Genomic DNA, 25,301 nt, shown 5'->3' with positions numbered 1-25,301 from the left:
ATGAGCAAGCGCGTTGTTATCGACCCTATCACCCGTATCGAGGGTCACTTACGTATTGAAGTCGAAGTTGATGAGAATAATGTCATCAACAAGGCATGGTCTTCCTCTACCCTGTGGCGTGGTATTGAAGTGATTTTGAAAGGCCGCACGCCAATGGACGTGGGTCTTATCGTGCAGCGGATCTGCGGTGTTTGTACCTATTCCCACTATCGCTGTGGTACTGAAGCGGTGGAAAATGCCTTAGGCATTCAAATCCCGTTAAACGCTAAATACCTGCGCTCCTTAATGCAAACCTCGCTCTATATGCATGACCATATAGTGCATTTCTATCATCTACACGGTTTAGACTGGGTGGATGTTGTGTCAGCTTTAAGTGCCGATCCCGCCAAGGCTGCACAGGTTGCCCTTAAATATACCGACAAGCCGATTGCTGCGGGCGAAGGTGAATTAAGAGCAGTGCAAGAGCGGGTGAAAGGCTTTGTCGAAACAGGCAAACTCGGCCCCTTCGCTAACGCTTACTGGGGCAATGGCACCTATAAATTTACCTCAGAGCAAAACCTGATTGCCCTGTCGCACTATCTCAAGGCCCTTGAAGTGCAACGGGTTGCCGCAGAAATGCTGGCGATTTTCGGCGGTAAGCAGCCACATCCACAATCATTGGTTGTGGGCGGTGTGACCTCAGTGCGCGACATGCTAAGCCCTGCGCGCCTGCAGGAATGGAAGCAAAAACACGCGATAGTGACCGACTTTATCCTGCGCGCCTATCAAGCCGATATCGTGATGGCGGCGGAAGCCTTTGGTGGCGAAGCCAGTGTACTTGGCGGCGTGAACGTTAAAAACTTCATGGCAACCAATGACTTTGTGCTCGCCAATGGCGAATACCTGTTCGACCAAGGCGTGATCATGAAGGGCGACTTAGCGGGTGTGAGCGACATTAACCCTGAACTTATCGCCGAAGACGTAAGCCATGCATGGTACACCGCCGATGCGCCGCAACATCCCTACGACGGTACCACTATTCCTAACTACACCGGCTTTGTTGAGCGGGATACCGTTTACGGCAAACTGCCGACCTTAGATGGCGATGGTAAATACTCTTGGGTGAAATCGCCACGTTACCAAGGCGAACCCGTCGAAGTGGGTCCATTGTCCTGCCTGCTGGTGAGCTATGCCCGTGGCAATAAGGTAGTGGTCGATGCCGTGAATGCGTTATTAGCCCGTACTGGTTTGCCCGTTGAAGCACTGTTTACCACACTGGGCCGCACCGCTGCGCGTATGCTGCAAACGGTTATCGTGGCGCAGGAAGGCCTCAAAACCTTCGATGCCCTGCTCACTAATATTCAATCCGATGAAACCACCTATGTGAAGCCTCACATTGATCCGAGTAAGGAATACGTGGGTCACGCCATGATTGAAGCGCCACGCGGCATGTTAAGCCACTGGATCCGCATCAAAAACGGCGTCATTGAGAACTATCAAGCCGTCGTGCCCACCACCTGGAACGCAGGCCCTGTAGATGCTAATGGCAAGATAGGTCCCTATGAAGCCTCACTGATTGGCTTAAAACTGGAAGATCCCACTAAACCCCTTGAGGTGATACGTATTATTCACTCATTCGACCCTTGTATGGCGTGTTCTGTACACGTGATGGATTTCAAAGGTCAAGCATTGAGCGAGTTCCGTGTCAGCCCCAATGGTCAATAACAACGAGGGAGGGAACGCAACATGAACCATTCTGAAACCCGCATTCGGACACTGGTTTTTAGTCCCGCGATACGGATTTTCCACTGGCTACGGGCACTGACCATTTTAGTGCTGGTGATCACCGGATTCTATATTGCTTGGCCGTTTCTTGTGGCGCCCGACAGCACGGATGTATTGGTACAAGGCTGGATCCGCTTTGCCCATTTGATCTGCGGTTTTGTGTTGACCGCAGTCACCTTGGCCCGCTTCTACCTGTATTTTTTCAGTCGAAGTGATATCGAGCGGCGCTCATTCCGTGATGTGATGAGCGTTAAGAGCTGGATCACCCAACTGAAATCCTACATTTGGATGGGACACTTGCATAAAGCCGGTGTTTATGGACCGCTGCAATTTGTGACCTACGTAGCAATCTCCTTCGTGGCACTTGTGATATGTATTACTGGACTCGTGCTGTATGCCAACGTCTACCATGAAGGTTTAGGTGGCATGCTTTGGAGCAGCGCAGCTTGGATCACGGCGCAAATGGGTGGACTGGCTCAGGTGAGAATTTGGCACCACTACCTCACTTGGGCATTCGTTATCTTTGTGGTTATCCACGTCTATATGGCGGTTTGGTCAGGGATACGCTTCAAACATAACTCTGTCGACTCAATTGTCTCTGGTTACGACTACCCGAAACCAGACTCACACCACTAGGAGTCCAATGAAGATATTGCTACTGGGTATTGGCAATGTCCTGTACGCCGATGAAGGCATCGGCGTACATTTTGTCAATTACATCGCTGAGAATTATCAGTTCACACACGAGTCCCACCAGCTAGAGATGCTCGATGGCGGCACCTTGGCCCAGGGACTCATTCCAATTATTTGCCAATACGATTATTTGATCGTTGTCGATACCGTCAATGCCAACGGCGTCGAGGCTGGCGAAGTGTATTTCTTCGATTTTGATAAGGCACCACAGGAAATCGACTGGCAAGGCAGCGCCCATGAAGTCGAAATGCTACAAACCCTCAATATGATGGAAATGGTGGGCGACAGACCTAAAACCTTTGTACTGGGCGTCACCCCAACCGTGTTAGAACCTATGACACTGGGACTGACCACTAAGGTTGCCGCCGCCGTCCCTCTGATGGAACAAACCCTGTTAACCCACTTAGCCTCCCTCGGGTTCACCGCGACACGCATTGCCGAGCATAGTATCGATTCGCTGATCCCCAATTCTTACAAACGTGGCGTCACTACTGGTGAAAATATAGAAGATGAAACACATCAGATTTGAGTTTACCTGCTCACGGCAGGTGCCTTTGTATGCGCATTTATGTAATCAATACCTAAATTACGATGCGCTCAATATCAGCATCGGCTGCGACAGCCAAAATGACTTTGGCCCACAGATCTATTTTATTGAGGCGCAGGGCGAGCAAACACAACTTGAGCAGCTCGCCGATGCTATCGCTGCCGACTTTTTAATTTCCGTTTGGCTCGTCGATTCAGGCATTAAAGTGGTCGATGAGCCACAAGGCCAGCGGACATTATTGGAGGTTATGCCTACGGAAGTGACGCAAGCGGATAAATCCGTCGCAGCCTTTTGCCAGCAGTGTTACCCCCGCTTTGGTGATAATCAGGCGGCGCAATTTGGTCAGCTCGATTTAACTTGCCCCTGCTGCCACGGTGAGATGTGCTTAACCAGCGAGCAAAAGGCGCTCACACTTTCCGATCTTAAGGCCATGACCGCGCAACTTATCAGCCAAGGAACGCTTGATTTAACCAGCGAAAGCGTGCAATTAAGCTTAGCGCCTTTTGCCAATCCAACATCGGCAAGACCGCAGCTACTAATTTGTAATCCCAATACCCTCAACGCACATTTTTGTCTGAAAGATCATCAAGTCATCGCCCTATCCAGTATCGAAAAACCGCTGATTTGCGCAAGACCCACCCAAGCGCACGAAAAACTGTCAGCGCCTCTATACGATATCTGCTTTGGTTATAGCCGTGTGATACTGGTACTTGCCGAAATATTAAGGCAAAAAGGCATCGATTGGGTTTATCTGCAAGGGCAGCACCATAGACCACAACTAGCATGGGTGGAAGGTGCCTGGGCACAGCTTTCTAGCCCAACATTAGGCAGCGCGCAGCCCCAAGCGGAAAAACACTTCCATGCGCCAGAGCCCTTACGGGAAGAGATTCGTTTTTTAGGTTTTAAAGCGAAGTGGCAAGCCAATAAGAAAACCCGTTCACACCAAGGTTTACTCAGCGTTCAAGCGCTAGCTTCTACAGACAATACGGCTGAATATCAGGGCGATGAGGAAGATCATACTATTGCAGATGCGGCGCTGTTTGCGACCTTACTCAATGGCAAGTTTACCACCCACAAGCAAGCCAAAAATGCAGCGGTGATTTACTTAAGCCACGCGCATCCTAGCCAAATCGTCACCTGTGATAATAAAGGTGAAACCTCGCTGTTTTTCGCCCTGCCCGAACTGCCCGATAATGGTTATGAGATTTTCCATTGCCTCGACAGCAGTCCACAAAAAGCCGTCGCGCAAAAATTTAAAAGCCAGTTTCCTGATGATTACTTAAAGCTGCTGAGCCTAAAACTGCATGGCAGACGCGATAATCTTCAGAGTCTGTGGGCGATTGCCGCGGTATTGATTGGATTAAATCCGCAGGAAGAAACCCAGTCGCCAGCCTATTTGAGCGATGCCCTGCTCGCCGCGGCCATGCGTCACCAAGGTGCCAATGCGCCGCGCATCGACTATCCCCTCACCAAGGGCGAAGCGCACCGCAGCCTGAATTGGTGTAAAACCCTCGGCACTCTACTGAGTTTTCGGGTGGCTGGGCACAGCGATCCGAGTCAGCTGGCTTTTGCAATGCAAGACTCCCTCGCCGACTACCTCGCCAATTGGCTGGAACACATTGATTTAAATATCGGTGTACACAACATTGCCTTAGCGGGCAATGAGTTAGCCAACGAAACCCTCTGCAAGCGTATTAGCTTGCGACTCGGAAAAAACTTCCCGCTATTGCTTAATCGCAGCCTCGAGCTAGAGGGCGACAACTTAGCCGTAGGCGCGCTCTATGTGAAGCAGCGGCAGTTAAATAGCCTTTAACAACACCCGCTCATCACTAGCCTTAAATTCAGATAGCGCTAACGCATGGAGGATAAAATGTTTTATCTTCCATGCAGATGCCGCCAGATAAGCGAAGAAGACCGAGATTGAAAAAAGCCACCTCACCCGCCAATCAAACCGAGCGACTCGAGCGCCGCCAACTGCATATCACGGGCATAGTCCAAGGCGTGGGCTTTCGCCCCTTTGTTTACCGCTGGGCGAGTGAGCTTAAGTTAACCGGCACAGTGTTGAACAATGCCAAGGGCGTGATGATTGAGCTGCAAGGCAGCGCCGCACAGTTGGATTGCTTTGTGCGCGAGTTAACCACCAATCCACCGCCACTGGCGCGTATCGATCAGATTATCCATAGCCAGTTAGCCCTAAATCTTGAAGAGATCAGCTTCGGTATTATCGAAAGTGATGGCCAAAGTAATAGCTCTGGTGAGCATAACTTAGCAGCGCTGGTTGCCGTATCGGCCGACAAGAGTACCTGTCAGGATTGCTTAGGCGATATGCATAATCCACAGGACCGCCACTATGGCTATGCCTTTACAAATTGCACCAACTGCGGCCCAAGATACACTATTATCAATGCCTTGCCCTACGATCGCCATCATACGGCCATGGCGGATTTCGCCATGTGTCCCGACTGCGCCAAAGCCTATCAAGATCCGCTAAATCGCAGATACCACGCCCAGCCTGTGAGTTGCCCTAAGTGTGGCCCTCAATTGAGTTTAAAATCGCCTCAGGGCGAGTTACTCGCACCTCACTCCTTGTCTGTTTCGCAAGATAACAGCCTTGCGGTATTGTCGGCTGCGGCCGAAAAGCTTGCCCAAGGGCAAATTCTGGCGATTAAAGGCCTTGGCGGCTTCCATTTAGTCTGTGATGCAAGAAACACTCAGGCAGTCAGTCAATTAAGAGAACGTAAACAACGCAAGGCTAAGCCGCTGGCGGTGATGATGCCAACTATCGAAATGGCAAAACGCTATGTAACGGGCACACAGGCAGAGTGGCAAACCTTAAGCTCGCAGGAGCGGCCCATTGTACTGATGCAAGCACAGCATAAGCACGATCTAAGCCCTGAGATTGCGCCTAACATCCCCAAACTCGGGATCTTTTTACCCTACACTCCCCTGCATCATTTGCTACTCGGGCTATTTAATGCTCCCTTAGTTGCGACCAGTGCGAATCTGTCGGGCGAACCGATTATCACCCATTGCGATGAGCTTATCAGTCAACTAGGCCATGTGGTGGATGCCATCGTCGATCACAATCGGCCAATCCTCAATGGATGTGATGACAGCGTGGTGCAACTTATCCAACCACCAAATGGCTGTGCGTCACAAGTGCAAGTGCTGCGTTTAGCGCGGGGATATGCGCCCTTAAGTTTTCCGTTACCCAAGCCGCTCAGTCACCCCATACTTGCCGTGGGCGCCCAACAAAAAAATGCCATTGCTTTAGGTTTTGGCTCGAATGTGTTTTTAAGCCCACATATTGGCGATCTTTTTAGTGTGAGCGCCGAGCAGTACTTCGAGCGCACTTTGGCGACCTTCGCCCGCCTGTATCATTTCAGCCCCGAGCTGATTGTTCACGATAAGCACCCAGACTATGCGCCATCGCGCTGGGCAGAGGCGCAGCAACAGCAAAGCCTTGATACGCTGGGTGGAGACTCTCGTTCAATCCAAACCTTAAGTGTGCAGCATCACCACGCCCATGTATTAAGCGTAATGGCCATCAATCAATATCAGGATGCAGTGTTAGGCTTTAGTTTCGATGGTACAGGACTTGGGAACGATGGCAGCCTCTGGGGCGGCGAAGTCTTACTCACCACCCTTAACGGTGCCGAGCGGCTTGCCCATTTCGAGGCCATTCCCTTGCTTGGTGGAGAACAGGCAATTAAGCACCCTGTACGATTACTGCTAGCTTTGCTATTTGAACAAATGAGTTTAGCGGCGGTACAAGCCTTAGATTTGCCCATCCTAAAAAGCCTGACGCCACTAACCTTAAGCAATCTGCATCGGATCTGGCAAAACGGCCATGGGATTAACAGCTCCTCGGTGGGGCGCTTGTTCGATGCCCTCGCCTGCGCCCTAGGCTTTATCGACACCACCCAATTTGAAGGTCAAGCGGGCATGTTAATTGAAGCAGCGGCAAGACGGGCCGATACGCAGCAATTGCCCACGCTGATGCTCGACTTGCCCTTGGAAATCTCGGATATGCCCAGTGACAGCTCGGCACACGAACCGCATATCTGGCGCAGCAGCCAACTCTTTAAACAGATAATCACGCTGATTACCGAAGCGCCGCTCACGAATCATCGGCAAGAGCAGATCGCCCGCGCCTTTTTGCATAGTTTAGGAGATGCCATATGTGGTTATGCCGCGCGCTATCCAGCCCTGCCCATGGTGCTGTGCGGCGGAGTGTTTCAAAATCAATATTTGCTCGAATATTGCCTCAGTAAACTGCACCTACAGGGCAATACCGTGCTGCCTAACAAACATATTCCCGTCAACGATGGCGGTATCGCCCTCGGGCAGCTTTGGTATGGTATTCATCAAGACGTGAGCAATAACCAGTGATGGTTTAAGACTCAAGCTGACGCATAAAGGCTTTCATTGCGGGCGTAATGCTGTGCTTACGGGTCATAAATACCGTTTGCCCTGAACTGACACCGTCTAAAAGCTGATACGGGATCCCAAAGAGTTGCGATACTGACTCGGCAATACCGCGGCTGACGATAGCACTGCCTAAGCCATGTTTTACCGCGCCGATTAAGTGAAACAACGAGTCGGTTTCCAGCACCAGATTAAAATCGATCCCCGCCTGTGCCATTGCATTATCTATGTATTTTCTAAACTGCATATTTTGACTCAGCAGCACTAAGGGACGCGTGCCTATGTCCGCTAAAGACAAGCACTTGCTTGCACTGTCATCAACCGAATCACAGGACAACAGCGCCATTTGATTGGCCCGCTGCGGATAAAACACAAAGCTGCGTCGATTAGCCTCGGTTAGCTGTTCATCAAATCCAAGGCCGATATCGGTTTTATGCAGGCTCAGGCTTTCAATCAATTGCCCATTGGTCATCACAGATAACTTGATGCTGATATTGGGATAAGCCTGATTAAACAGCTTAATCAGCGGCATGATGTCGATGCTCGATTGCGGCACTATACCAATCCGTAACGAGCCAGTGAGCTGGCCGCGAAACAGGCTCAATTCCTGCTTTAACGCCGCCTGTTCCTGCAACATTCTCTCGGCGTATTGCAGCATGATCTGTCCCGCATCCGTGAGCGCCACAAACTGGCTGCCCCGCACCACTAGCTCAGTGCCAAGGCTTTTTTCAAGGGCGCTGATCCCCGCTGAGAGCGTCGGTTGCGTCACATGGCAGGCGTTCGCCGCTTTGGCAAAATGCTGTAATTGCGCGAGTTGTTGGAAGTAATGCAGGTGGCGAATATTCATAGTGCTTTCGATATAGTGTTTTAGACAAATCTGAAAAATCAAACCCTATTGGTATCCATAGTTTAATAGAAATCTTCTATCAATCCATAAAATAGTTTGATTGGCCTAGCGCGTAAGCCCTCTCTAGAATGTGATCAACATCCAATTTAAGGTTGAAATGCGTGCTAACTCACCCACTCGATTCGGCGAATGATCCAAGGCTCTGCCCTGAATCTCAATACAGCCCAAACACGGCACAACATGCTAGTGCCCGCTACTCGCATCTGGTTGAAGAGGTCGCTGCCGCCATCAACCTCAATGGCATTAGCTATGCGGTCATGATGATAACGCCCGATCACTTTGAGGACTTTGTGATTGGCTTCTTATTCGCCGAAGGCATTATCAGCCAAGACCAAGATGTGCATGAGATTGATATCACTCCCGTCCAAGACGGCGTAATGCTCGATGTCACCTTAGCTAATCGCTGCTTAATCGCCCTTAAACAACGTAAAAGACGGCTCGTCGGCGCGACAGGCTGCGGGATCTGCGGTGTGGAAGCCCTAGGTCATGCCCTACCAGATTTACCGCCATTACCCGCCTGCGCTCCCTTAGTGCTTGAGCATGTCGACAGCCTCAAACAGCAAATACATACACATCAGCTTAAGGCGCAGCGCAGCGGCGCTATCCATGCGGCTTTTGCCTTGGATGAGGCTGGCAATATCCTTGAGTGCCGTGAAGATATCGGTCGGCACAATGCGTTAGATAAGCTAATTGGCGCGCTACTGCGGCAAAAGCGCAGCGCCAAGGCGCTGCTGATGACCAGTCGCTGCAGCAGCGAGTTGATCCAAAAAGCGGTGCGTTATGGTGCCAACCATTTGATTAGTCTCGCGTCACCCAGCCAGCTCGCGGTGAAACTTGCGCTGAAATATCAGCTTAACCTTGTCCATATTCCTAAGTTTGATCCGCCAATCCACTACTCCATATTTGATGAAAGCCTTGCATTCCAATGCAATAGCGGAGAATTTTATGCCTGTTCATATTGAAAAACCGACCAAAGCCGGCGGCTTCCCCTCACTGCAATCGACCTTAAAGCATGTGCTGCGCAGCCAAAAGACCCAGCAAAATATCAAAAACCTGCTCAGGGTGAACCAAACCGATGGCTTTGATTGCCCAGGTTGTGCCTGGGGCGATAACAAGGCAGGCGCCTTTCAGTTTTGCGAAAATGGCGCCAAGGCCGTGGCGTGGGAATCGACGGGCAAGATTGTCGATCGCGACTTTTTCGCCCAGTATTCGGTGCGTCAGTTAGCCAAGCAGACCGACTATTGGCTCGAATATCAGGGCCGCTTGGCCGAACCTATGCGTTATAACGCCGCAACCGATCACTATGAACCCATCCGCTGGGATGATGCCTTTCAGCTGATTGCTGATACGCTTAATGGCCTTAGCGACCCCAATCAAGTGGAGTTTTACACCTCGGGCCGCGCCAGTAACGAGGCGTCCTACCTCTATCAACTGTTTGGCCGACTATACGGCACCAATAACTTCCCCGATTGCTCGAATATGTGCCACGAGGCCAGCGGCGTAGCACTCAACCAAGCCATTGGTGTCGGTAAAGGTACTGTCGTATTAAGCGATTTCGATGCGGCCGAGGCAATTTTTGTCTTCGGGCAAAATCCCGGCACCAACCATCCACGGATGATGAATGCCCTACGTAAAGCGGCCAAACTGGGTTGTAAAATTGTCACCTTCAATAACTTAAAGGAAGTGGCGCTGGAGCGATTCGCCAGCCCGCAAAGCCCAACGGAGTTATTAACCCCCGCAGCCACAACCATTAGCCATCAATACCTCACGCCACTGCTGGGCGGCGATATGGCGGCCATTCGCGGCATGGCAAAGCATATTCTTGAGTCGAACTCAAAGTGTATCGACCGGGAGTTTATCGCCACCCATACCGCGTTTTTCGCAGATTATGAGCAGAGTGTCCGTCACACCGACTGGCAACAGATTGAAGCCCAATCAGGCTTAGCCAAGGCAGATATTATTCAAGCCGCCACTGTCTTTAGCCAAAGTAAAACGGTGATTAGCTGCTGGGCTATGGGCATCACTCAGCATAAACATTCGGTCGATACCATACGCGAAATCATTAACTTGCATCTGCTCTGCGGCCAAATTGGTAAAGCTGGCGCAGGGCTTTGCCCGGTGCGCGGTCACAGCAATGTGCAGGGTAACCGCACTATGGGAATCAACGAAAAACCTAAAGCCGAGTTTATTGACCGTTTAGAGCATTATTTGGGCTGCCAATTACCCCGCGCCGCAGGTCATAACGTGGTTGAAGCCCTAAAGGCCTTAGATAGTGAACAAAGCAAAGTGCTAATTTGTCTTGGCGGCAACCTAGCTGCCGCGGCGCCCGACAGCGCCTTTACCTATAACGCCATGGGAAAAACGCAGTTAAATGTGCAAATCAGCACTAAGCTCAATCGCAGTCACTTACAGGTCGGCAAAGATGCGCTGATCTTACCTTGCCTTGGGCGCACTGAACTCGATAAGCAAAAACTCGGCATTCAAAAAATCACTGTAGAAGATACCTTTAGCATGGTGCACGCCTCGACAGGGATGAACGATGCGGTATCGCCATTATGCCTGTCGGAAATCGATATTGTGGCGCGCATGGCGCACGCCACATTAGCTGCGAAACCACCATCAGTGAGTACACCTAATACCAAGTCAATTGACTGGTTAGCCCTAAGGGATGATTACAACCTGATCCGCGATTTGATTGAGCAAACCATTGCAGGTTTTGAAGATTACAATCAAAAAATTAACGTCCCTGCGGGATTCCATTTAACCAATAATGCAGCGCGGCTCGACTGGCATACCCAAAGCCACAAGGCTGAATTTAACGCCTGTGCTTTACCCGACTCCATCCTCGCCGATTGTTCGAGTCAGGCCCTGACCAGTACGCTGCCAGTGTTGCTGCTGCAGAGTCTGCGCTCACACGATCAATACAACACTACCATCTACGGCATGGATGACAGATACCGCGGCATTAAGGGCAAGCGTAATGTGCTATTCATGAACAGTGATGATGCCAAGGCGCAGGGCTTTAGCGACGGCCAGTTAGTCGATATCCAATCGCTCACTAACGATGGCAAATTGCGAAAAGTGTATGACTTTATGGTGATTTATTACGAAATCCCTAAGGGCAATATCGCTGCCTATTACCCCGAGACTAATCCCTTAGTCGCCATCGACAGTGTCGGCATAGGCTCCTACACCCCAACCTCAAAATCGGTTCCCGTTATCTTAACGCCCGCAAACAGCAACAAAATCAGCATCGCCCAACTGTAAGTCACTCAAGCGCTTCATCACACAGGCCAAAGAAATGTTCTTTGGCCTTTGTTTATCCAAATAAACCTGACGAACATCAAAGAATCCGCAGCCGATTTGTATCACACTTAACATTAGCGTAATCAAATTAACCCTATTCGATAGCATCAGCATATTGTCAGGCAAATGCCGCCCAAAGAGGTGCTCGGCCTAGGACAAGGAGAAATATAAGATGTGTAAAGACTGCGGCTGCTCCTTACCCCGCCATTCACATGAACACGGCCACCTGCATCACCATCAGGAATTGCACACCAATCCTCAGCTTAACGATAAAAAAACCTTGTCGGTGATCCACAAAATTCTCGATAAAAACGATGTCGAAGCGGCCCATAACCGTGCGCATTTTGAGGCGCACAATATCTCTGCCTTCAATTTAATGAGTAGCCCAGGCAGTGGCAAAACCACCTTGCTTGAACACTTAAAAGAGTACACCGCCCTCAACTACGCCGTAATTGAAGGGGATTTAGAGACCTCCCGCGATGCCGACCGCTTAATCGCCAAAGGCATTCAGGCCCATCAAATTCAAACCGGCAGCGCCTGCCACCTCGACGCATTCATGGTGCACGGCGCTTTACATCACTTGCCACTCGAAGGCTTAGATATTTGCTTTGTCGAAAACGTGGGAAACCTCGTCTGCCCCGCTAGCTACGATGTCGGCACCCATAAAAATATCGTGCTGCTCTCGGTTCCAGAAGGCGATGATAAGATTGAGAAATATCCCGTTATGTTCCGCCGCGCCGATCTGGTGCTCATCACCAAATGTGACCTCTTGCCCTACTTCGATTTCAGTGTCGATGAGGCGAAAGCCCAACTTAAAAAGCTCAACCCCGACACACAGATTCTGGAAGTCTCCATTAAGGATGGCAATGCCATGCGTGCCGTCGTTGCATGGCTGAACGACAACCTTCACCACGCTGCGGGAGAGTCACAATAATGTGCCTATCTATTCCTTCCCAAGTGGTGGCCGTGGATAACGAGCGTCAATCGGTCACTGTCGATACCTTAGGCGTCAGGCGCGATGTGAGCAGTCATTTGATGACTGAGCCGTTAGCCATTGGTGACTATGTGCTTATCCATATCGGTTTTGTGATGAATAAAATTGATCGCAATGATGCACTGCAAAGCCTTGAATTATATAAAGAGATAGTCTCAAAACTTGAAAATGAGACCACGCATTAAGTAATCACCGCAGTAAAAGTGATAAAAAATAACAGCCAAAACTGCGCAAGGACTGAAGATGCTTGACCTAAAACAACTTTATCAAGGCTTTCGCGACCCCGATACCATAGCCTCGTTTGCGGAGGACATCGCCAAATGCGCCCGCACACTTAAAGAGCCTATCAATATCATGGAGGTCTGTGGCGGCCATACCCACACCATCATGAAATACGGCTTACTGGATTTATTGCCGGAAAATATTGAATTTATCCACGGTCCCGGCTGCCCTGTGTGCGTGATGCCCAAGGAGCGAATTGACCAAGCCGCAGTGCTCGCCCAGCAAGAGAATGTGATTTTAGTAACCCTAGGGGATATGATCCGCGTGCCAGGATCCCAGGGCTCACTTGCCAGTTTCAGGGCCAAGGGCTGTGATATTCGCCCTATCTATGACCCTTTAGATACGCTAAAAATCGCCCGCGACAATCCCGATAAAATCGTGGTGTTTTTCGCCATTGGCTTTGAAACCTCGACCCCCATGACCGCCGTACTGCTACAGTTGGCCGAGCAGGAAAAGCTGGCGAATTTGTTGTTTCATATCAACCACGTCTTAGTGCCACCCGCGATTGATGCTGTGATGCAAGACCCTAAGGCCAGGGTAAACGCCTTCATTGGTCCAGCGCACGTCAGCGTGATCAGTGGCGCCAAAATCTATCGCCCCGTGGTCGAGCAATACGGTACGCCTGTGGTGGTTTCAGGGTTCGAACCCGTTGATGTGATGGAGTCCATCCTGCGCATCGTGCGGCAAAAGGTGGCGGGAACGGCGCTATTAGATATCCAATACAGCCGCGCCGTGTCCGAGGAAGGTAATCTTGCCGCTCAGGCCAAGGTTAATCAATTTTTCCAGACTCGGCCGCAATTTCGTTGGCGCGGGCTTGGGCCCATTCCCAACTCGGCGCTTGAGTTAAGACCCGAATACGCCCACAGGGACGCCGAGAAGTACTTTAAGGACAGATTACCCGTCAAAGAGATTGACGATCATAAGGCTTGCCAATGCGGCGATATTCTTCGCGGGCTCGCCAAACCTAAAGACTGTAAAGTCTTTGGCCGCGGCTGCAATCCCGAAACCCCTCTCGGTAGCTGTATGGTTAGCTCCGAAGGCGCGTGTAATGCGTATTACCGCTATCAAGGCATAGATAGCAAGGAGCCACACCATGGCTGATTTCCAACCCAAAGATAAAGCGATTCAACTCAGCCACGGTGGTGGCGGCAAAGAGATGAATAAACTTATTCGTGAACTGTTTTTTACCGAGTTCGATAACCCCATCCTGCGCAGCGAAGAAGACGCGGCCAAGCTTGATTTGCAAGGCGCCACCGCCTTTACCACAGATTCCTTTACCGTATCACCGCTGTTTTTTGCTGGCGGAGATATTGGCAAGTTGGCGATCGCCGGTACTGTGAATGATCTTGCCATGATGGGCGCCGAGCCACAGTATTTAAGTTGCAGTGTAATCATCGAAGAAGGCTTTTCGCTCAATCAGTTAACCACTATTGTACGCAGCATGGCGAAGGAGCTTAAACAGAGCGGCGCCAGAATCGTCTGTGGCGATACCAAGGTCGTACCTAAGGGCTGCGCCGATGGCTTGTTTATCAATACCTCCGGCGTTGGACGGATTTTACGTCCGAATATCTCAGCGGCGAATGTCGCGCCGGGGGATGCAATCATTGTCTCCCGCGATGTGGGCTGCCATGGCGCTGCGATTCTGATGGCGCGCGAAGGCTTAACTCTTGAATCGGCTTTGCAAAGCGATTGTGCCACCCTTTGGCCTGTGGTTGAGCAGCTTATTGCGGCAAATATTCCCATTCATGCGATGCGTGATGCAACCCGTGGTGGGCTGTCTGCCGTGTTAAACGAGTGGGCAGCGGCTGCCAATGTCGGGATTACCGTCAACGAAGCCAGTATTCCGGTTTGCGATGAAGTCAAAGGCTTGTGCGAGCTCTATGGCTTTGAGGCGATGGATTTAGCCAATGAAGGTACCTTTATCTTGGCAGTCCCTAACGATATCGCCCTTGGCGCCTTAGAAATCATGCAGCGCTTTGGTCATTGCGAGCAGGCGGCCATTATCGGTACCGTCAGCGACGAACTTCCAGGAAAAGTGATCTTAAGAACGCCGTGGAATACCAAACGTTACTTAGACCTGCCCCAGGGTGAACTGCTGCCAAGGATTTGTTAATGCACGAATATTCCATCGTCAGCGCCTTGATTGAGCAATGCGAGCAACATGCTAGGGCCAATCAAGCCAATAAAATCACCCGCGTCGATATCAAACTCGGTGTGATGAGCGGGGTCGAACCCGCCTTGCTCGAGACCGCCTTTGAAACCTTTAAACTCGATGGGATCTGCCGTGATGCTGAGCTGCGGATGACGCTGCAACCCTTAGTGATTGCCTGTTTGGATTGCCACCAAGAGTCTGAGCTTGCTGAGCGCTCTATCGTCTGCCCTGCTTGTCACAGCTACCATACGCGGGTATTAGATGGCGAAGATATGCTGCTGATGCAACTTGAAATGGAGCAAGAGGATGAGCGCTGAGTGGCTATAAGCCTCTGACTCAAGCATTCACACTTGATAAAAGAATGGGCTTTAAGTATTCAACTTAAAGCCCATTTTATTGGTCTGCTAGCAGCCACTTTCACTATCAATAAGTCGCTATAGATAAATCACTATTGATAAATCGAAGCTTGCCCTTCTGGGCGGGTCTTAAGCAATCTTAAAAACCACATATACTGCTCAGGGTAAGCGAGGATCACTTGCTCAACCGCTTTATTCAGAGCTAACGCTTCGTTTTCTTTACCAACCATATCTTCGGCGGCAATCGCGGGCATTACGGTTAAATCAAACTGGCGTGAAGTTTGGTTATAACCAATTTTCACCGGCAGCACTTGGGCATTTCCCGCCTGAGCTAAGCGGCCAACCACGGGTAATGTCGCTTTAACTGTGCCTAGAAACGGGGTAAACACGCTTTGATCTGGGCCTAAATCCTCATCGGGCAAATAGAAAAAGCTATTGTTCTGCTTCAATTCGGCCAACAAGGCGCGGATCCCCGCCTCTCGCATATAAACATGGCCACCGCCACTGCTACGTACCCGATTATTAAACCAGTTGAATAAAGCGTTTTTGTGGGCCTTAGCCATAGTCACCATGGGCAAGTCGAGGTTTAACCTCAGTCCCGCATAATCGATGGGCCACACATGGGGCATGATAAATATTACAGGCTGTCCTTCCGCTTGCGCCGCTTGTACGTGCTCAAAGCCCATGAGATTCACACGACGGCGTAAATGCGCCTTTGAGCGTACCAACAGCTCACCTTGAGATAACAGCACTAAGACGAAGTTCTGCACGTTCTCATCGATTAAAGTTTCAATTTCTGCGGCGGATTTTTCAGGGAAACACGCCTTTAAGTTCGCTCTGGCAATACCTATTGGCTTTTTCGCAATTGGCGCCACCAGTTTGGCCAAGGTTCTGGCGATAGGATCACGCAGCCAGGCAGGCATGATCCCAAAAATGACTAATAGGCCGATCGCCAACCAAGTGACCCAATATTTAGGGTGCAATAAGGCCAGTTGAAAACGTCGGTCAAAATGTTTGGGCTGTCTTGACAAAGAAATCACCTCAGACAGTTAAAGACTGAATTCGCATAGGAAGAAAATAGGAAAGCCACTCGCGATGGAGTGGCTTTCCTATCAAACTTTAAGAAATTACTTGCCCGCGTTAGCTGCTTCTACGCGAGTTTTCAGTTTCTGGCCGGGACGGAAGGTCACGACACGGCGAGCGGAAATCGGGATATCCTCGCCTGTTTTTGGGTTCCTTCCCGGTCTTTGATTCTTATCCCTAAGGTCAAAGTTGCCAAAGCCAGATAACTTGACCTGCTCACCACTTTCAAGTGCGCCTCGAATTTCTTCAAAGAACGACTCAACCATCTCTTTAGCGACACGCTTGTTAATGCCTAGTGTTTCAAAAAGATGTTCTGCCATTTCGGCTTTGGTAAGTGCCATACTTTAATCCCTCAACGATGCGTTGAACTCGGTCTTCAGGGCAGAAACAACTGATTCTACTGTCTCAGCGATCTCTTTTTCCTCAAGTGTACGAGTAGTGTCTTGTAATGTAAGTGCTATCGCCAAGCTCTTCTTGCCGGGCTCAACACCTTTACCTAAGTATACATCGAACAAGTTTATGCCAACCAACTGATTTTCGCCAACTTTTCTTATCAATTTCATTACATCGCCTGCAGATACACTTTCATCTACGACTACTGCGATGTCACGACGATTAGCCGGGAACTTAGATACAGCTTGGGCTAGCGGTAAACTGGTATGCAATAAAGCATCCAATTCCAACTCAAAAACGATGGTTTTACCATTGAGTCCAAAAGGCTTCTCCAAACTAGGATGGATAGCACCTATATGACCGATCACTCGATCATTTCTCAATATTTCAGCACATTGCCCTGGATGAAGAGCAGAATGCGTCGCTACTCTAAAGCTAAATTCTGATGCGGAAACTGTCAAGCCGATAATTGCTTCTAAATCGCCTTTAAGGTCGAAAAAATCAACAGTTTTCGATTCCATAGCCCAATGTTCGTCATTTTGGAGGCCAGTTATGACGCAACCGAGCATAGCTTGCTGTCTTACACCTGATTCTGCATTAATATCAGGAACAAAGCGCAGGCCAGTTTCAAAAAGTCTCACACGACCCTGTTGACGACTTTGGTTGTAGCCAACCGCAGTCAATAATCCTGTGAACATCGACAAACGCATGGCCGACATTTCGCTGGAAATCGGGTTCGGTAACACCATGGCTTGCTCACCTGGGTGAACCAGATTTTGCAGCTTAGGATCGACGAAACTGTAAGTCACAGCCTCTTGGAAACCACGGGCCACTAACAGCGAACGTACGCGCTTGAGGCTTAAATCGGTTTCTTTATGGTCTGACATCCGCAGTGACGCCACAGGCGCAACGTTTGGAATGTTGTTGTAGCCGTAGATACGGGCCACTTCTTCGATTAAGTCTTCTTCAATCGCCATATCGAAGCGGTAAGTGGCGGTTGTGACCTGCCAGCTACCCTCGCCTGCTACGACGCCGAAACCTAAACGTTCGAGGATTTCAACCACGTCGCTATCGGGAACATGGTGACCCAGAATTTTATCTAACTTGCTGCGACGCAATAGGATTTGCGCAGGCTTTGGTAAGTCAGCATCAGATTTGGCTTCAACCACAGGACCCGCTTCACCGCCGCAAATATCCAGCACTAAGCGAGTCGCACGGTCCATAACCTTGTGCTGCATCTCAGGGTCAACACCACGTTCGAAACGGTGTGAAGAATCAGTATGCAGACCTAAACGGCGTGATTTACCCATAATCGCTAACGGTGCGAAGAAGGCACATTCGAGCAGAATGTCTTGCGTGGTGTCACTCACACCCGAGTATTCGCCACCAAATACGCCAGCAAGCGCTAATGGGCGGGCATCGTCGGCAATCACTAGGGTGTCGCTTGGAATGGTCACTTCGCTGCCATCGAGCAGAGTGATTTTCTCTTCGCCATTCCCCAAACGCACTTGGATGTCGCCAGTCAGCTTGGCAAGGTCGAAGGCGTGCATAGGTTGGCCGAATTCAACTAACACGAAGTTAGTGATATCGACGATAGGATCGATAGAACGGATACCGCTGCGGCGCAGTTTTTCCTGCATCCATAGAGGCGTAGCCGCTTTCACGTTCACATTCTTTACCACACGGCCTAAGTAGCGTGGGCACGCTGCGCTTTCCTTCACATTGATAGCCACTTTGGCATCAATCGTTGGCGTAACAGCTTGCCATTGTGGCTCAGTCACAGCAGCACGGTTTAACACGCCGACTTCACGGGCCAGACCCACCATGCCTAAACAGTCGGCACGGTTAGCGGTTAAATCCACTTCAATCACAGCATCATCAAGCTGGAGATACTCACGTAAATCTGTGCCTAATGGCGCATCTAATGGCAGTTCGATAATGCCATCGCTGTCGATGTCGATGCCTAGCTCGCTGTATGAACACAGCATGCCTTCTGAAGGCATACCACGCAGCTTAGCCTTTTTAATTTTAAAATCGCCTGGCAATACCGCCCCTACCATGGCAACGGCAACGCGTAGACCTTGGCGGCAGTTAGGTGCGCCGCAAACGATATCGATAAGTTCACCACTGCCGACACTGACTTTAGTCACGCGCAGTTTGTCTGCATCTGGGTGCTGGCCACATTCGACCACTTCACCAATCACTACGCCGTTGAACTCGGCAGCCACGGCATCAACGCCATCGACTTCGAGGCCAGCCATAGTGATCTGGTGGGATAATGCTTCACGGCTAACGGCAGGATTGACCCACTCACGAAGCCAAGATTCGCTAAATTTCATGCTATACAGCTCCGTTATTTAAATTGCTTCAGGAAACGCAGGTCGTTTTCGAAAAACGCACGTAGATCGTTTACGCCGTAACGCAGCATAGTTAAACGCTCAACGCCCATACCAAAAGCAAAACCAGAGTATTTTTCTGGATCGATGCCCACGCTGCGTAGCACGTTCGGGTGCACCATACCGCAGCCTAACACTTCTAACCATTTGCCGTTTTTACCCATCACGTCTACTTCGGCTGAAGGTTCAGTGAATGGGAAATAAGAAGGACGGAAACGCACCTGTAAATCTTCCTCGAAGAAGTTACGCAGGAAGTCATGCAACACGCCTTTTAATTCGGCGAAGTTTACGTTTTCATCCACCAGCAAACCTTCCACTTGGTGGAACATTGGCGTGTGAGTTTGGTCGTAGTCGTTACGATACACACGACCCGGTGAAATAATCCGCAATGGCGGCTTTTCAGTTTCCATAGTACGGATCTGCACGCCCGAAGTTTGGGTACGCAGCATCAGCTTAGGATTAAAGTAAAACGTATCGTGGTCGGCACGCGCTGGGTGGTGCTCAGAGATATTCAAGGCGTCGAAGTTATGGAAGTCATCTTCGATTTCAGGCCCTTGTTTTACCGTAAACCCTAATTCCCCAAAAAAGGTTTCGATACGTTCAATGGTGCGCGTTACTGGGTGTAAGCCACCGATGTCGATAGTGCGGCCTGGTAGCGTCACATCAATCTTTTCGGCGATTAACTTGGCTTCCAATTCGGCACTTTTCAGGCCGTCGATGCGCTCAGTTAATTTCTGTTGAATGGCCTGCTTCGCATCATTGACCGCCTGACCAAAAGCGGGTTTTTCTTCAGGACTTAAGCTGCCCATCATTTTCATCATGTCGGTGATCTTACCCTTCTTACCCAGGTAATCGACACGGATATCATCCAGTGCTTTTAGATCACTGGCCTGGTCAATAATGACTAAGGCTTGTTCTACGATCTCAGTTAACTGCTGCATTTTCTCTTCCACTGCATAGTCGCGCTTGATAAACAAGTGCTATGGGCGCCAAACTTTCAGGCTATTTGGGTGCTCAGGTTATCGGGCGTTAATGCCAGACGCTTTGCTAGCTATAACGAAATAAAAGGAGAGAAATTTTACGCGAGCGAGCGGCATATTACTAGGGTTTATTCGGGGTTTTTATCATGCAAATTCATGTGTTACCCCAACAAATGCCGCGAGTTGGAGAGTAACAAATCACGATTGCTGATTTTTACAGCAAACGGTTCATCATCTGCTACCACTAGCTACATATGTAGCTAAACTGTAAACTTACGTTTGTACCTTGCCAAAATTGCAGCAAATAAACTCAAAAAGACTGCAATTGGACAACAATAATACAAGCAACTGCTTACAAGACAGAAAATCATAAAGTCTATGGCAAACCGACCGATATTCATTTGGTCACAGCCCAATTTATCGAGGCGCTAATGAAAGAAGTAAAATTTCGCTGGATAGATCAATATCTTATCCACATGACCTTAAAAACCAAATTTGCAATTCTCGCCCTAGTTCCCATGTTTATGATTGTGGGATTAGCGGTATTTTTAAATACTCAGTTTAGGAATACCCTGCTCGAAAGCCATTTGAACGGCATTCAGGACTCGTCACAGAAAATCAATCAACTCGCGGCGCAGATCTATAACAAACTGCCCGAACAAGAACAGCAAAATCTCCCCAATCTTTTAAGCCAAGGCTTGCAGAATGTTCGGATTGTCACGGTTTCAGAGGCCGACAGCCGCGCGCAAACCCTTGCACGCACTGGTGGCGGTATCGATACCAGCAGTTCACCTAATCGGGCGATAAGCTCGGTTAACGCTCAAAACCTCGTCACTATCATTCCCGTCGACGATCGCGCGATTGATGCCTTACTGGCCGATGACAACATCTTAGTTTATGGCGTGATGGCAGTGCTGTTATTCGTGCTCTTCCTGTTTAGCTACTACATCTCCACCTTTGTGGGCGGTGCACTCTATACCACAGTGATGGCGCTCAAACGCGCCGCCTCGGGGGATTTGACTGGCCGATTAAACTTCTTCGAAGTGAAAGATGAGTTCAGCATCTTAGCGATTAGTATCGACACCTTGGTCGAGCGCCAACATACCCTAGTGAAGCAAATTGCTGAATCCACCAGCAAAATCCGCGAAGTGGTTTCATCATTTAGAAGCACGGCGCAGCAAGGACAAGCCCTTGCGGTCAATCAACGTCAGCACCTCGATTCCTTAGCCACGGCGATGGAAGAAATGACCGCTGCGGTTAAAGAAGTGGCGCGCAACGCCGAACAATCCTCCGCCGAAACCCAAGAGGCGAATCAGCAGGTCAATGCGGGCTCTAAGGATATTGAAACCACGGTAAGCGCGATTGATGTGCTGTCGGATGAGATTTCTGCCGCCTCGGATGCAGTCAATATCCTCAACGAAAACGCCAGCAAAATCGATGAAGTCGTTTCAACCATTAATGCCATTTCGCAGCAGACTAACCTACTCGCCCTCAATGCCGCGATTGAAGCAGCGCGCGCGGGCGAACAGGGCCGTGGCTTTGCGGTGGTGGCCGATGAGGTGAGAACCCTTGCAGGTCGCACTCAGGCGGCAACGGTTGAAATCAAGTCGATGATCGAGTCATTGCAACAGGGCAGCCGCAACCTGACGCAAGTGATGTCACGCACCGTTAGCCAAGCGAGTGAAGGCAAACAACATGTGCTGCAAACGGGTAAGGATCTCGAGTCGATTGCCCACCATAGCAGCCGCGTATTTGAAATGAGCGTATTGATCGCAACGTCTGCCGAAGAACAATCGGCCGTGGCTAACGAAATCGCCACCAATCTGATGGAAATTCGCAATCAATCCCACGATGTCGAGCAATCGGCGAACCAATCTGTGTCGGGTTGTGATGAATTACAAGCCACCGCTGGCCAACTCGATCAGTTAATGGTTGGACTTAAGGTCTAATACTGAAAATTGAGTGTCGAGTAATAGATGAAGGGATAACGTTTATCCCTTCATCTATATGCTCCTATAGGCCTCCCCTAGATTTATGACCTTCCCTCAGCATTTCTGCTTATTGTCTCATTCCGTGCACTAACTAGCCTGTTAACACTTTAAACTGCCGAGCTTTAACTGAGCTTCTATTAAGCTTCATCTAACGAGGTTCATTTCAAACCGTCGTAACTTAGACGCACGCTAAGCATGAATATTAAGCGTTAACACCAACAACCAGCATTTATCAAACCTGCTTGCAAAGCATGATTGACAGCATACAACCACTCATCGGGATTTAAGTTCACCTCAAAGCAAACACTTATTTTTACGGTAACAGAACAGTATCCCTTTGTTGTAAATATAAAATTTACACTGGCTTTACACTTAACTGTGGCATAGCGACTTGTTGATGCATTTAAGAATAATTATCATTCGCCAAAATTTTACAAGGAAGAATGATATGCCTGCACAACCCGATTTTACCCCTCGTCTGACGCGATTTTCCCGTAAAGTCCTCCCTTTAGCTATCAGCCTCGGCCTCAGTGCTATATCGGCAACGGCACTCGCCGACGATAGCGCCACAGGCGAGATGGAACGTATGGTGATCACTGCGACGCAAACCAAACACTCTGAGCTATCGGCGCCAGCATCAGTATCAGTGATTAATCGCACTGAGCTTGAAGCCTTAGTGATTGATGATCTCGCCAGTGCTGTGCGTTATTTACAGGGAGTGAATATCAGTGAAGGTACGCCCTATGGCCGCAATGAAATCAGCCTTCGGGGTCTGGATTCTGACTACACCTTAATCTTGATCAATGGCCGCCGCGTCAATTCCCGCGAGGCGCTGACCTCCAACTATGGCAATGACTTCGACCTGTCATCTATCCCCATGTCTGCTATCGAGCGCATTGAGTTAGTTCGCGGCCCCATGTCATCCCTCTATGGCTCCGAAGCCTTAGGTGGCGTAGTCAACGTTATCCTGCGCCAACCGACCGAAACTTGGCAAACCAGTGTTGGCGTGCAATACGACACGCCAACCAGTGGTGAAGGTGGTGATAGCACTAAATACAACTTCTACACTAGCGGCGCACTCGTTAAGGATAAACTGCTGGCGAACTTGATTGTCGATAGCAATAAACGTGATGCCTGGCGTTCAGATTTAAAGCCGACGATCGATGCCCTCGAAGACAGGGATGAGATCAGCGCCTTAGCCAATCTGCAATGGTTAATCGATAAGCAGCAGGATATGCAATTTGATATTAGTTACGCCAATGACGAGCGTGAGTCCGACTGGAATAACTACGGCACGATTCTGACCAACAACCAACAGGCGGAGCGCATTAGCTCAGGTTTGACCCATAACGGCCGTTGGGACTGGGGTGATACTCGCCTGCGTTACTATTATGAAAATGTCGAAGTAACCGATGATTCGGCGCTGATCGCGCAAATTGGCCATATCACTCAAACCAACCACAATCTCGACGGCCAAACCACAGTGTTACTCGGCGAACATATGCTGACGGGCGGCGCCGAATACCGTTGGACCAAACTTGAGAACAGCCGCAATATTTTAGGCGATGGCACCTTAGACGACAGTCAGTCGGCACTGTATCTGCAGGATGAGTTCAGTTTAGGCGAACTGAGTCTCACCCTCGGTGGCCGTGTCGATCACCACGATGTGTATGGCACTGAGTTTAGTCCTCGCCTCTATCTGGTTTATCCACTCAGCTCAGAATGGGTGATCAAAGGTGGCGGTGGTAAAGCCTTTAAAGCACCGAATATGTCGCAGTCCCAAGCCGATTATATTATCCCAGCCTGTCGTGGTGCCTGCTCTGTGGCGGGCAATCCCGACTTACAGCCCGAAACCTCGGTGAACTACGAGCTATCGACCCAATACCAAACCGCAGATTTTGGCGGCTCCGTCACCTATTTCCATAATGATGTAGAAAACAAAATCATCACCGAGACCTGGGACAGAACCCCGGGCGCCGTGCTCACCTATCAAAACGTTAACGAAGCTAAGATCACTGGTTGGGAATTACAGGCATGGTACGACTTAACCGACAGTTTAAGTATCAGTGGTAACTACAGTAAAACCGATGCCAAGGATAAACAAAATGGCGCGCCTTTTACTTTAACGCCTGAAGATAGCTACAACCTGAAACTGCAATGGCAGGCATTAGAGGGATTATCCACCTTTATTGCTTACCACTACACGGGTGAACAATATCTGAGAACCAACGTTAAATCAGATGGTTATGGTTCACTTGATTTAGGTGTGAATTATCAAATCAACCCTATGTTTAGAGTAAAACTAGGGGTGACTAACTTGACGGATGCCGAGCGCGATCAAATTGCCACCGATTTGGATTACATTCAAAAGAGCCGCAGCGTGTATGCTGGGGTAACGGCAAGCTTCTAATCCTTAGATCATGGCCTGCCGCGGCAGGCCATGCTTCCCCTCGAATATCAGCAAAATAAGTTTAGATTAATTTTTTATAGGCTCTCTGTGTTTCAACGCGGCACTTGATCTCATCAAACGTATCGAGGTCAGTATTGAGTCTAGGGCCAAGGTAAATTACCACTTCTCTTGCGCCAGCGCCCATGGCAAGTTCACGCAGTACCCTATCCTCAATATCGGTAAGGCCGCCTTCAGTCTTTTCTAACTGGTGTACAATCACCCGAGGCGCCGCTCGAAATCCAGATGTATGAAGTTGCGAAATGCCATATTGGAGCAGTTTTTCGGCGAGTTCAAAGCTTGCGACAAACATCCGAGGATGGGAAAAAGGATTAACCAGCCGTATGCCCTCGCCCTGCAAACCCATCGCCTCGCGACCAATGACCTTGATCCGCGTCTGAGTCGGCTCATCAACGAGGGCGAGCACAGGCTCATATTCAATACAGGTCTTATCACCAAAAGACTTTATCGCAATCTTAGCTTCCGTTAACTCAATCAATACATCTTTAGAGACTAAGCCTTTTAACCAAGTAAACACGTCCACACTCCAGAAAAGAAACACATAGTTAGAGCGTTTTAGCTC

Annotated in this window: 20 protein-coding genes; 14 read left to right on the top strand and 6 right to left on the bottom strand. The window is 49.6% G+C overall.

All coding sequences use genetic code 11. The annotated features are described in order from the left end of the window. The 5 genes from hyaB to hypF all read left to right on the top strand — a co-directional run bounded on the left by hyaB (position 1) and on the right by hypF (position 7,396). Complete coding sequence (gene hyaB, locus K0H59_RS09930; protein WP_220055411.1) at positions 1-1,704, top strand: nickel-dependent hydrogenase large subunit; 1,704 nt, start codon at positions 1-3, stop codon at positions 1,702-1,704. Between the two features lie 21 nt (positions 1,705-1,725). Next, positions 1,726-2,400, top strand: a complete 675-nt coding sequence (gene cybH / locus K0H59_RS09925) for a Ni/Fe-hydrogenase, b-type cytochrome subunit (protein ID WP_088211234.1) — start codon at positions 1,726-1,728, stop codon at positions 2,398-2,400. 7 nt (positions 2,401-2,407) lie between these two features. Further along, complete coding sequence (locus K0H59_RS09920) at positions 2,408-2,986, top strand: HyaD/HybD family hydrogenase maturation endopeptidase (RefSeq protein ID WP_011622590.1); 579 nt, start codon at positions 2,408-2,410, stop codon at positions 2,984-2,986. Beyond that, positions 2,967-4,817 carry a NiFe hydrogenase gene (locus tag K0H59_RS09915; RefSeq protein ID WP_220055410.1) on the top strand — a complete coding sequence of 617 codons (1,851 nt, stop codon included), beginning with the start codon at positions 2,967-2,969 and terminating at the stop codon, positions 4,815-4,817. The genes K0H59_RS09920 and K0H59_RS09915 overlap by 20 nt, the downstream gene beginning before the upstream one ends. 71 nt (positions 4,818-4,888) lie before the next feature. Continuing rightward, complete coding sequence (gene hypF, locus K0H59_RS09910; protein WP_220055409.1) at positions 4,889-7,396, top strand: carbamoyltransferase HypF; 2,508 nt, start codon at positions 4,889-4,891, stop codon at positions 7,394-7,396. Positions 7,397-7,400: 4 nt separating this feature from the next. On the opposite strand, the gene K0H59_RS09905 is transcribed toward hypF, so the two are convergent. Further along, positions 7,401-8,279 carry a LysR family transcriptional regulator gene (locus K0H59_RS09905; RefSeq protein ID WP_220055408.1) on the bottom strand — a complete coding sequence of 293 codons (879 nt, stop codon included), beginning with the start codon at positions 8,277-8,279 and terminating at the stop codon, positions 7,401-7,403. Positions 8,280-8,440: 161 nt separating this feature from the next. Here K0H59_RS09905 and fdhD point away from each other — a divergent pair, with 161 nt between their 5' ends. The 7 genes from fdhD (at position 8,441) to hypA (ending at position 15,390) form a co-directional block, all read left to right on the top strand. Next, complete coding sequence (gene fdhD / locus K0H59_RS09900) at positions 8,441-9,301, top strand: formate dehydrogenase accessory sulfurtransferase FdhD (protein ID WP_220055407.1); 861 nt, start codon at positions 8,441-8,443, stop codon at positions 9,299-9,301. After that, positions 9,285-11,606, top strand: a complete 2,322-nt coding sequence (locus tag K0H59_RS09895; RefSeq protein ID WP_220055406.1) for an FdhF/YdeP family oxidoreductase — start codon at positions 9,285-9,287, stop codon at positions 11,604-11,606. Before fdhD ends, K0H59_RS09895 begins: the two co-directional genes overlap by 17 nt. Positions 11,607-11,817: 211 nt before the next feature. After that, positions 11,818-12,579: a hydrogenase nickel incorporation protein HypB gene (gene hypB, locus K0H59_RS09890; protein WP_220055405.1), complete on the top strand. Its 762-nt coding sequence runs from the start codon at positions 11,818-11,820 to the stop codon at positions 12,577-12,579. Further along, a complete protein-coding gene (locus K0H59_RS09885; RefSeq protein WP_011716875.1) occupies positions 12,579-12,824 on the top strand; it encodes a HypC/HybG/HupF family hydrogenase formation chaperone in 246 nt (81 codons plus the stop codon). The genes hypB and K0H59_RS09885 overlap by 1 nt, the downstream gene beginning before the upstream one ends. Before the next feature lie 58 nt (positions 12,825-12,882). Next, positions 12,883-14,022 (top strand): hydrogenase formation protein HypD, encoded by a 1,140-nt coding sequence (gene hypD / locus K0H59_RS09880; RefSeq protein WP_220055404.1) that lies wholly within the window; start codon positions 12,883-12,885, stop codon positions 14,020-14,022. Next, positions 14,015-15,034: a hydrogenase expression/formation protein HypE gene (gene hypE / locus K0H59_RS09875; protein WP_220055403.1), complete on the top strand. Its 1,020-nt coding sequence runs from the start codon at positions 14,015-14,017 to the stop codon at positions 15,032-15,034. Before hypD ends, hypE begins: the two co-directional genes overlap by 8 nt. Continuing rightward, complete coding sequence (gene hypA / locus K0H59_RS09870) at positions 15,034-15,390, top strand: hydrogenase/urease nickel incorporation protein HypA (protein ID WP_220055402.1); 357 nt, start codon at positions 15,034-15,036, stop codon at positions 15,388-15,390. Before hypE ends, hypA begins: the two co-directional genes overlap by 1 nt. 131 nt (positions 15,391-15,521) lie before the next feature. Here hypA and lpxM read toward each other — a convergent pair whose 3' ends face one another. The 4 genes from lpxM to pheS form a co-directional block, all read right to left on the bottom strand. Further along, entirely contained in the window at positions 15,522-16,460 is a 939-nt protein-coding gene (gene lpxM / locus K0H59_RS09865) for a lauroyl-Kdo(2)-lipid IV(A) myristoyltransferase (RefSeq protein WP_220055401.1), read from the bottom strand. A gap of 96 nt (positions 16,461-16,556) precedes the next feature. Further along, the gene (gene ihfA, locus K0H59_RS09860) at positions 16,557-16,853 is read right to left on the bottom strand and encodes an integration host factor subunit alpha (RefSeq protein WP_011716870.1); all 297 of its coding nucleotides are present in this window, start codon (positions 16,851-16,853) and stop codon (positions 16,557-16,559) included. Positions 16,854-16,856: 3 nt separating this feature from the next. Continuing rightward, positions 16,857-19,244 (bottom strand): phenylalanine--tRNA ligase subunit beta, encoded by a 2,388-nt coding sequence (gene pheT, locus K0H59_RS09855; protein WP_220055400.1) that lies wholly within the window; start codon positions 19,242-19,244, stop codon positions 16,857-16,859. Between the two features lie 14 nt (positions 19,245-19,258). Then, entirely contained in the window at positions 19,259-20,242 is a 984-nt protein-coding gene (gene pheS, locus K0H59_RS09850) for a phenylalanine--tRNA ligase subunit alpha (RefSeq protein WP_041413005.1), read from the bottom strand. A 470-nt stretch (positions 20,243-20,712) separates the two neighbouring features. On the opposite strand from pheS, the gene K0H59_RS09845 reads away from it, so the two are divergent. Beyond that, the gene (locus K0H59_RS09845; RefSeq protein WP_220055399.1) at positions 20,713-22,230 is read left to right on the top strand and encodes a methyl-accepting chemotaxis protein; all 1,518 of its coding nucleotides are present in this window, start codon (positions 20,713-20,715) and stop codon (positions 22,228-22,230) included. A gap of 490 nt (positions 22,231-22,720) precedes the next feature. Further along, positions 22,721-24,682 carry a TonB-dependent receptor domain-containing protein gene (locus tag K0H59_RS09840; RefSeq protein ID WP_220055398.1) on the top strand — a complete coding sequence of 654 codons (1,962 nt, stop codon included), beginning with the start codon at positions 22,721-22,723 and terminating at the stop codon, positions 24,680-24,682. A gap of 61 nt (positions 24,683-24,743) precedes the next feature. On the opposite strand, the gene K0H59_RS09835 is transcribed toward K0H59_RS09840, so the two are convergent. After that, positions 24,744-25,256: a rod shape-determining protein gene (locus K0H59_RS09835; protein WP_258405905.1), complete on the bottom strand. Its 513-nt coding sequence runs from the start codon at positions 25,254-25,256 to the stop codon at positions 24,744-24,746. Between the last annotated feature and the right edge of the window lie 45 nt (positions 25,257-25,301).

The organism is Shewanella sp. FJAT-51649 (assembly GCF_019457435.1).
GTDB lineage: Bacteria > Pseudomonadota > Gammaproteobacteria > Enterobacterales > Shewanellaceae > Shewanella > Shewanella mangrovisoli.
This window is presented reverse-complemented; position numbering and strand designations above follow the sequence as displayed.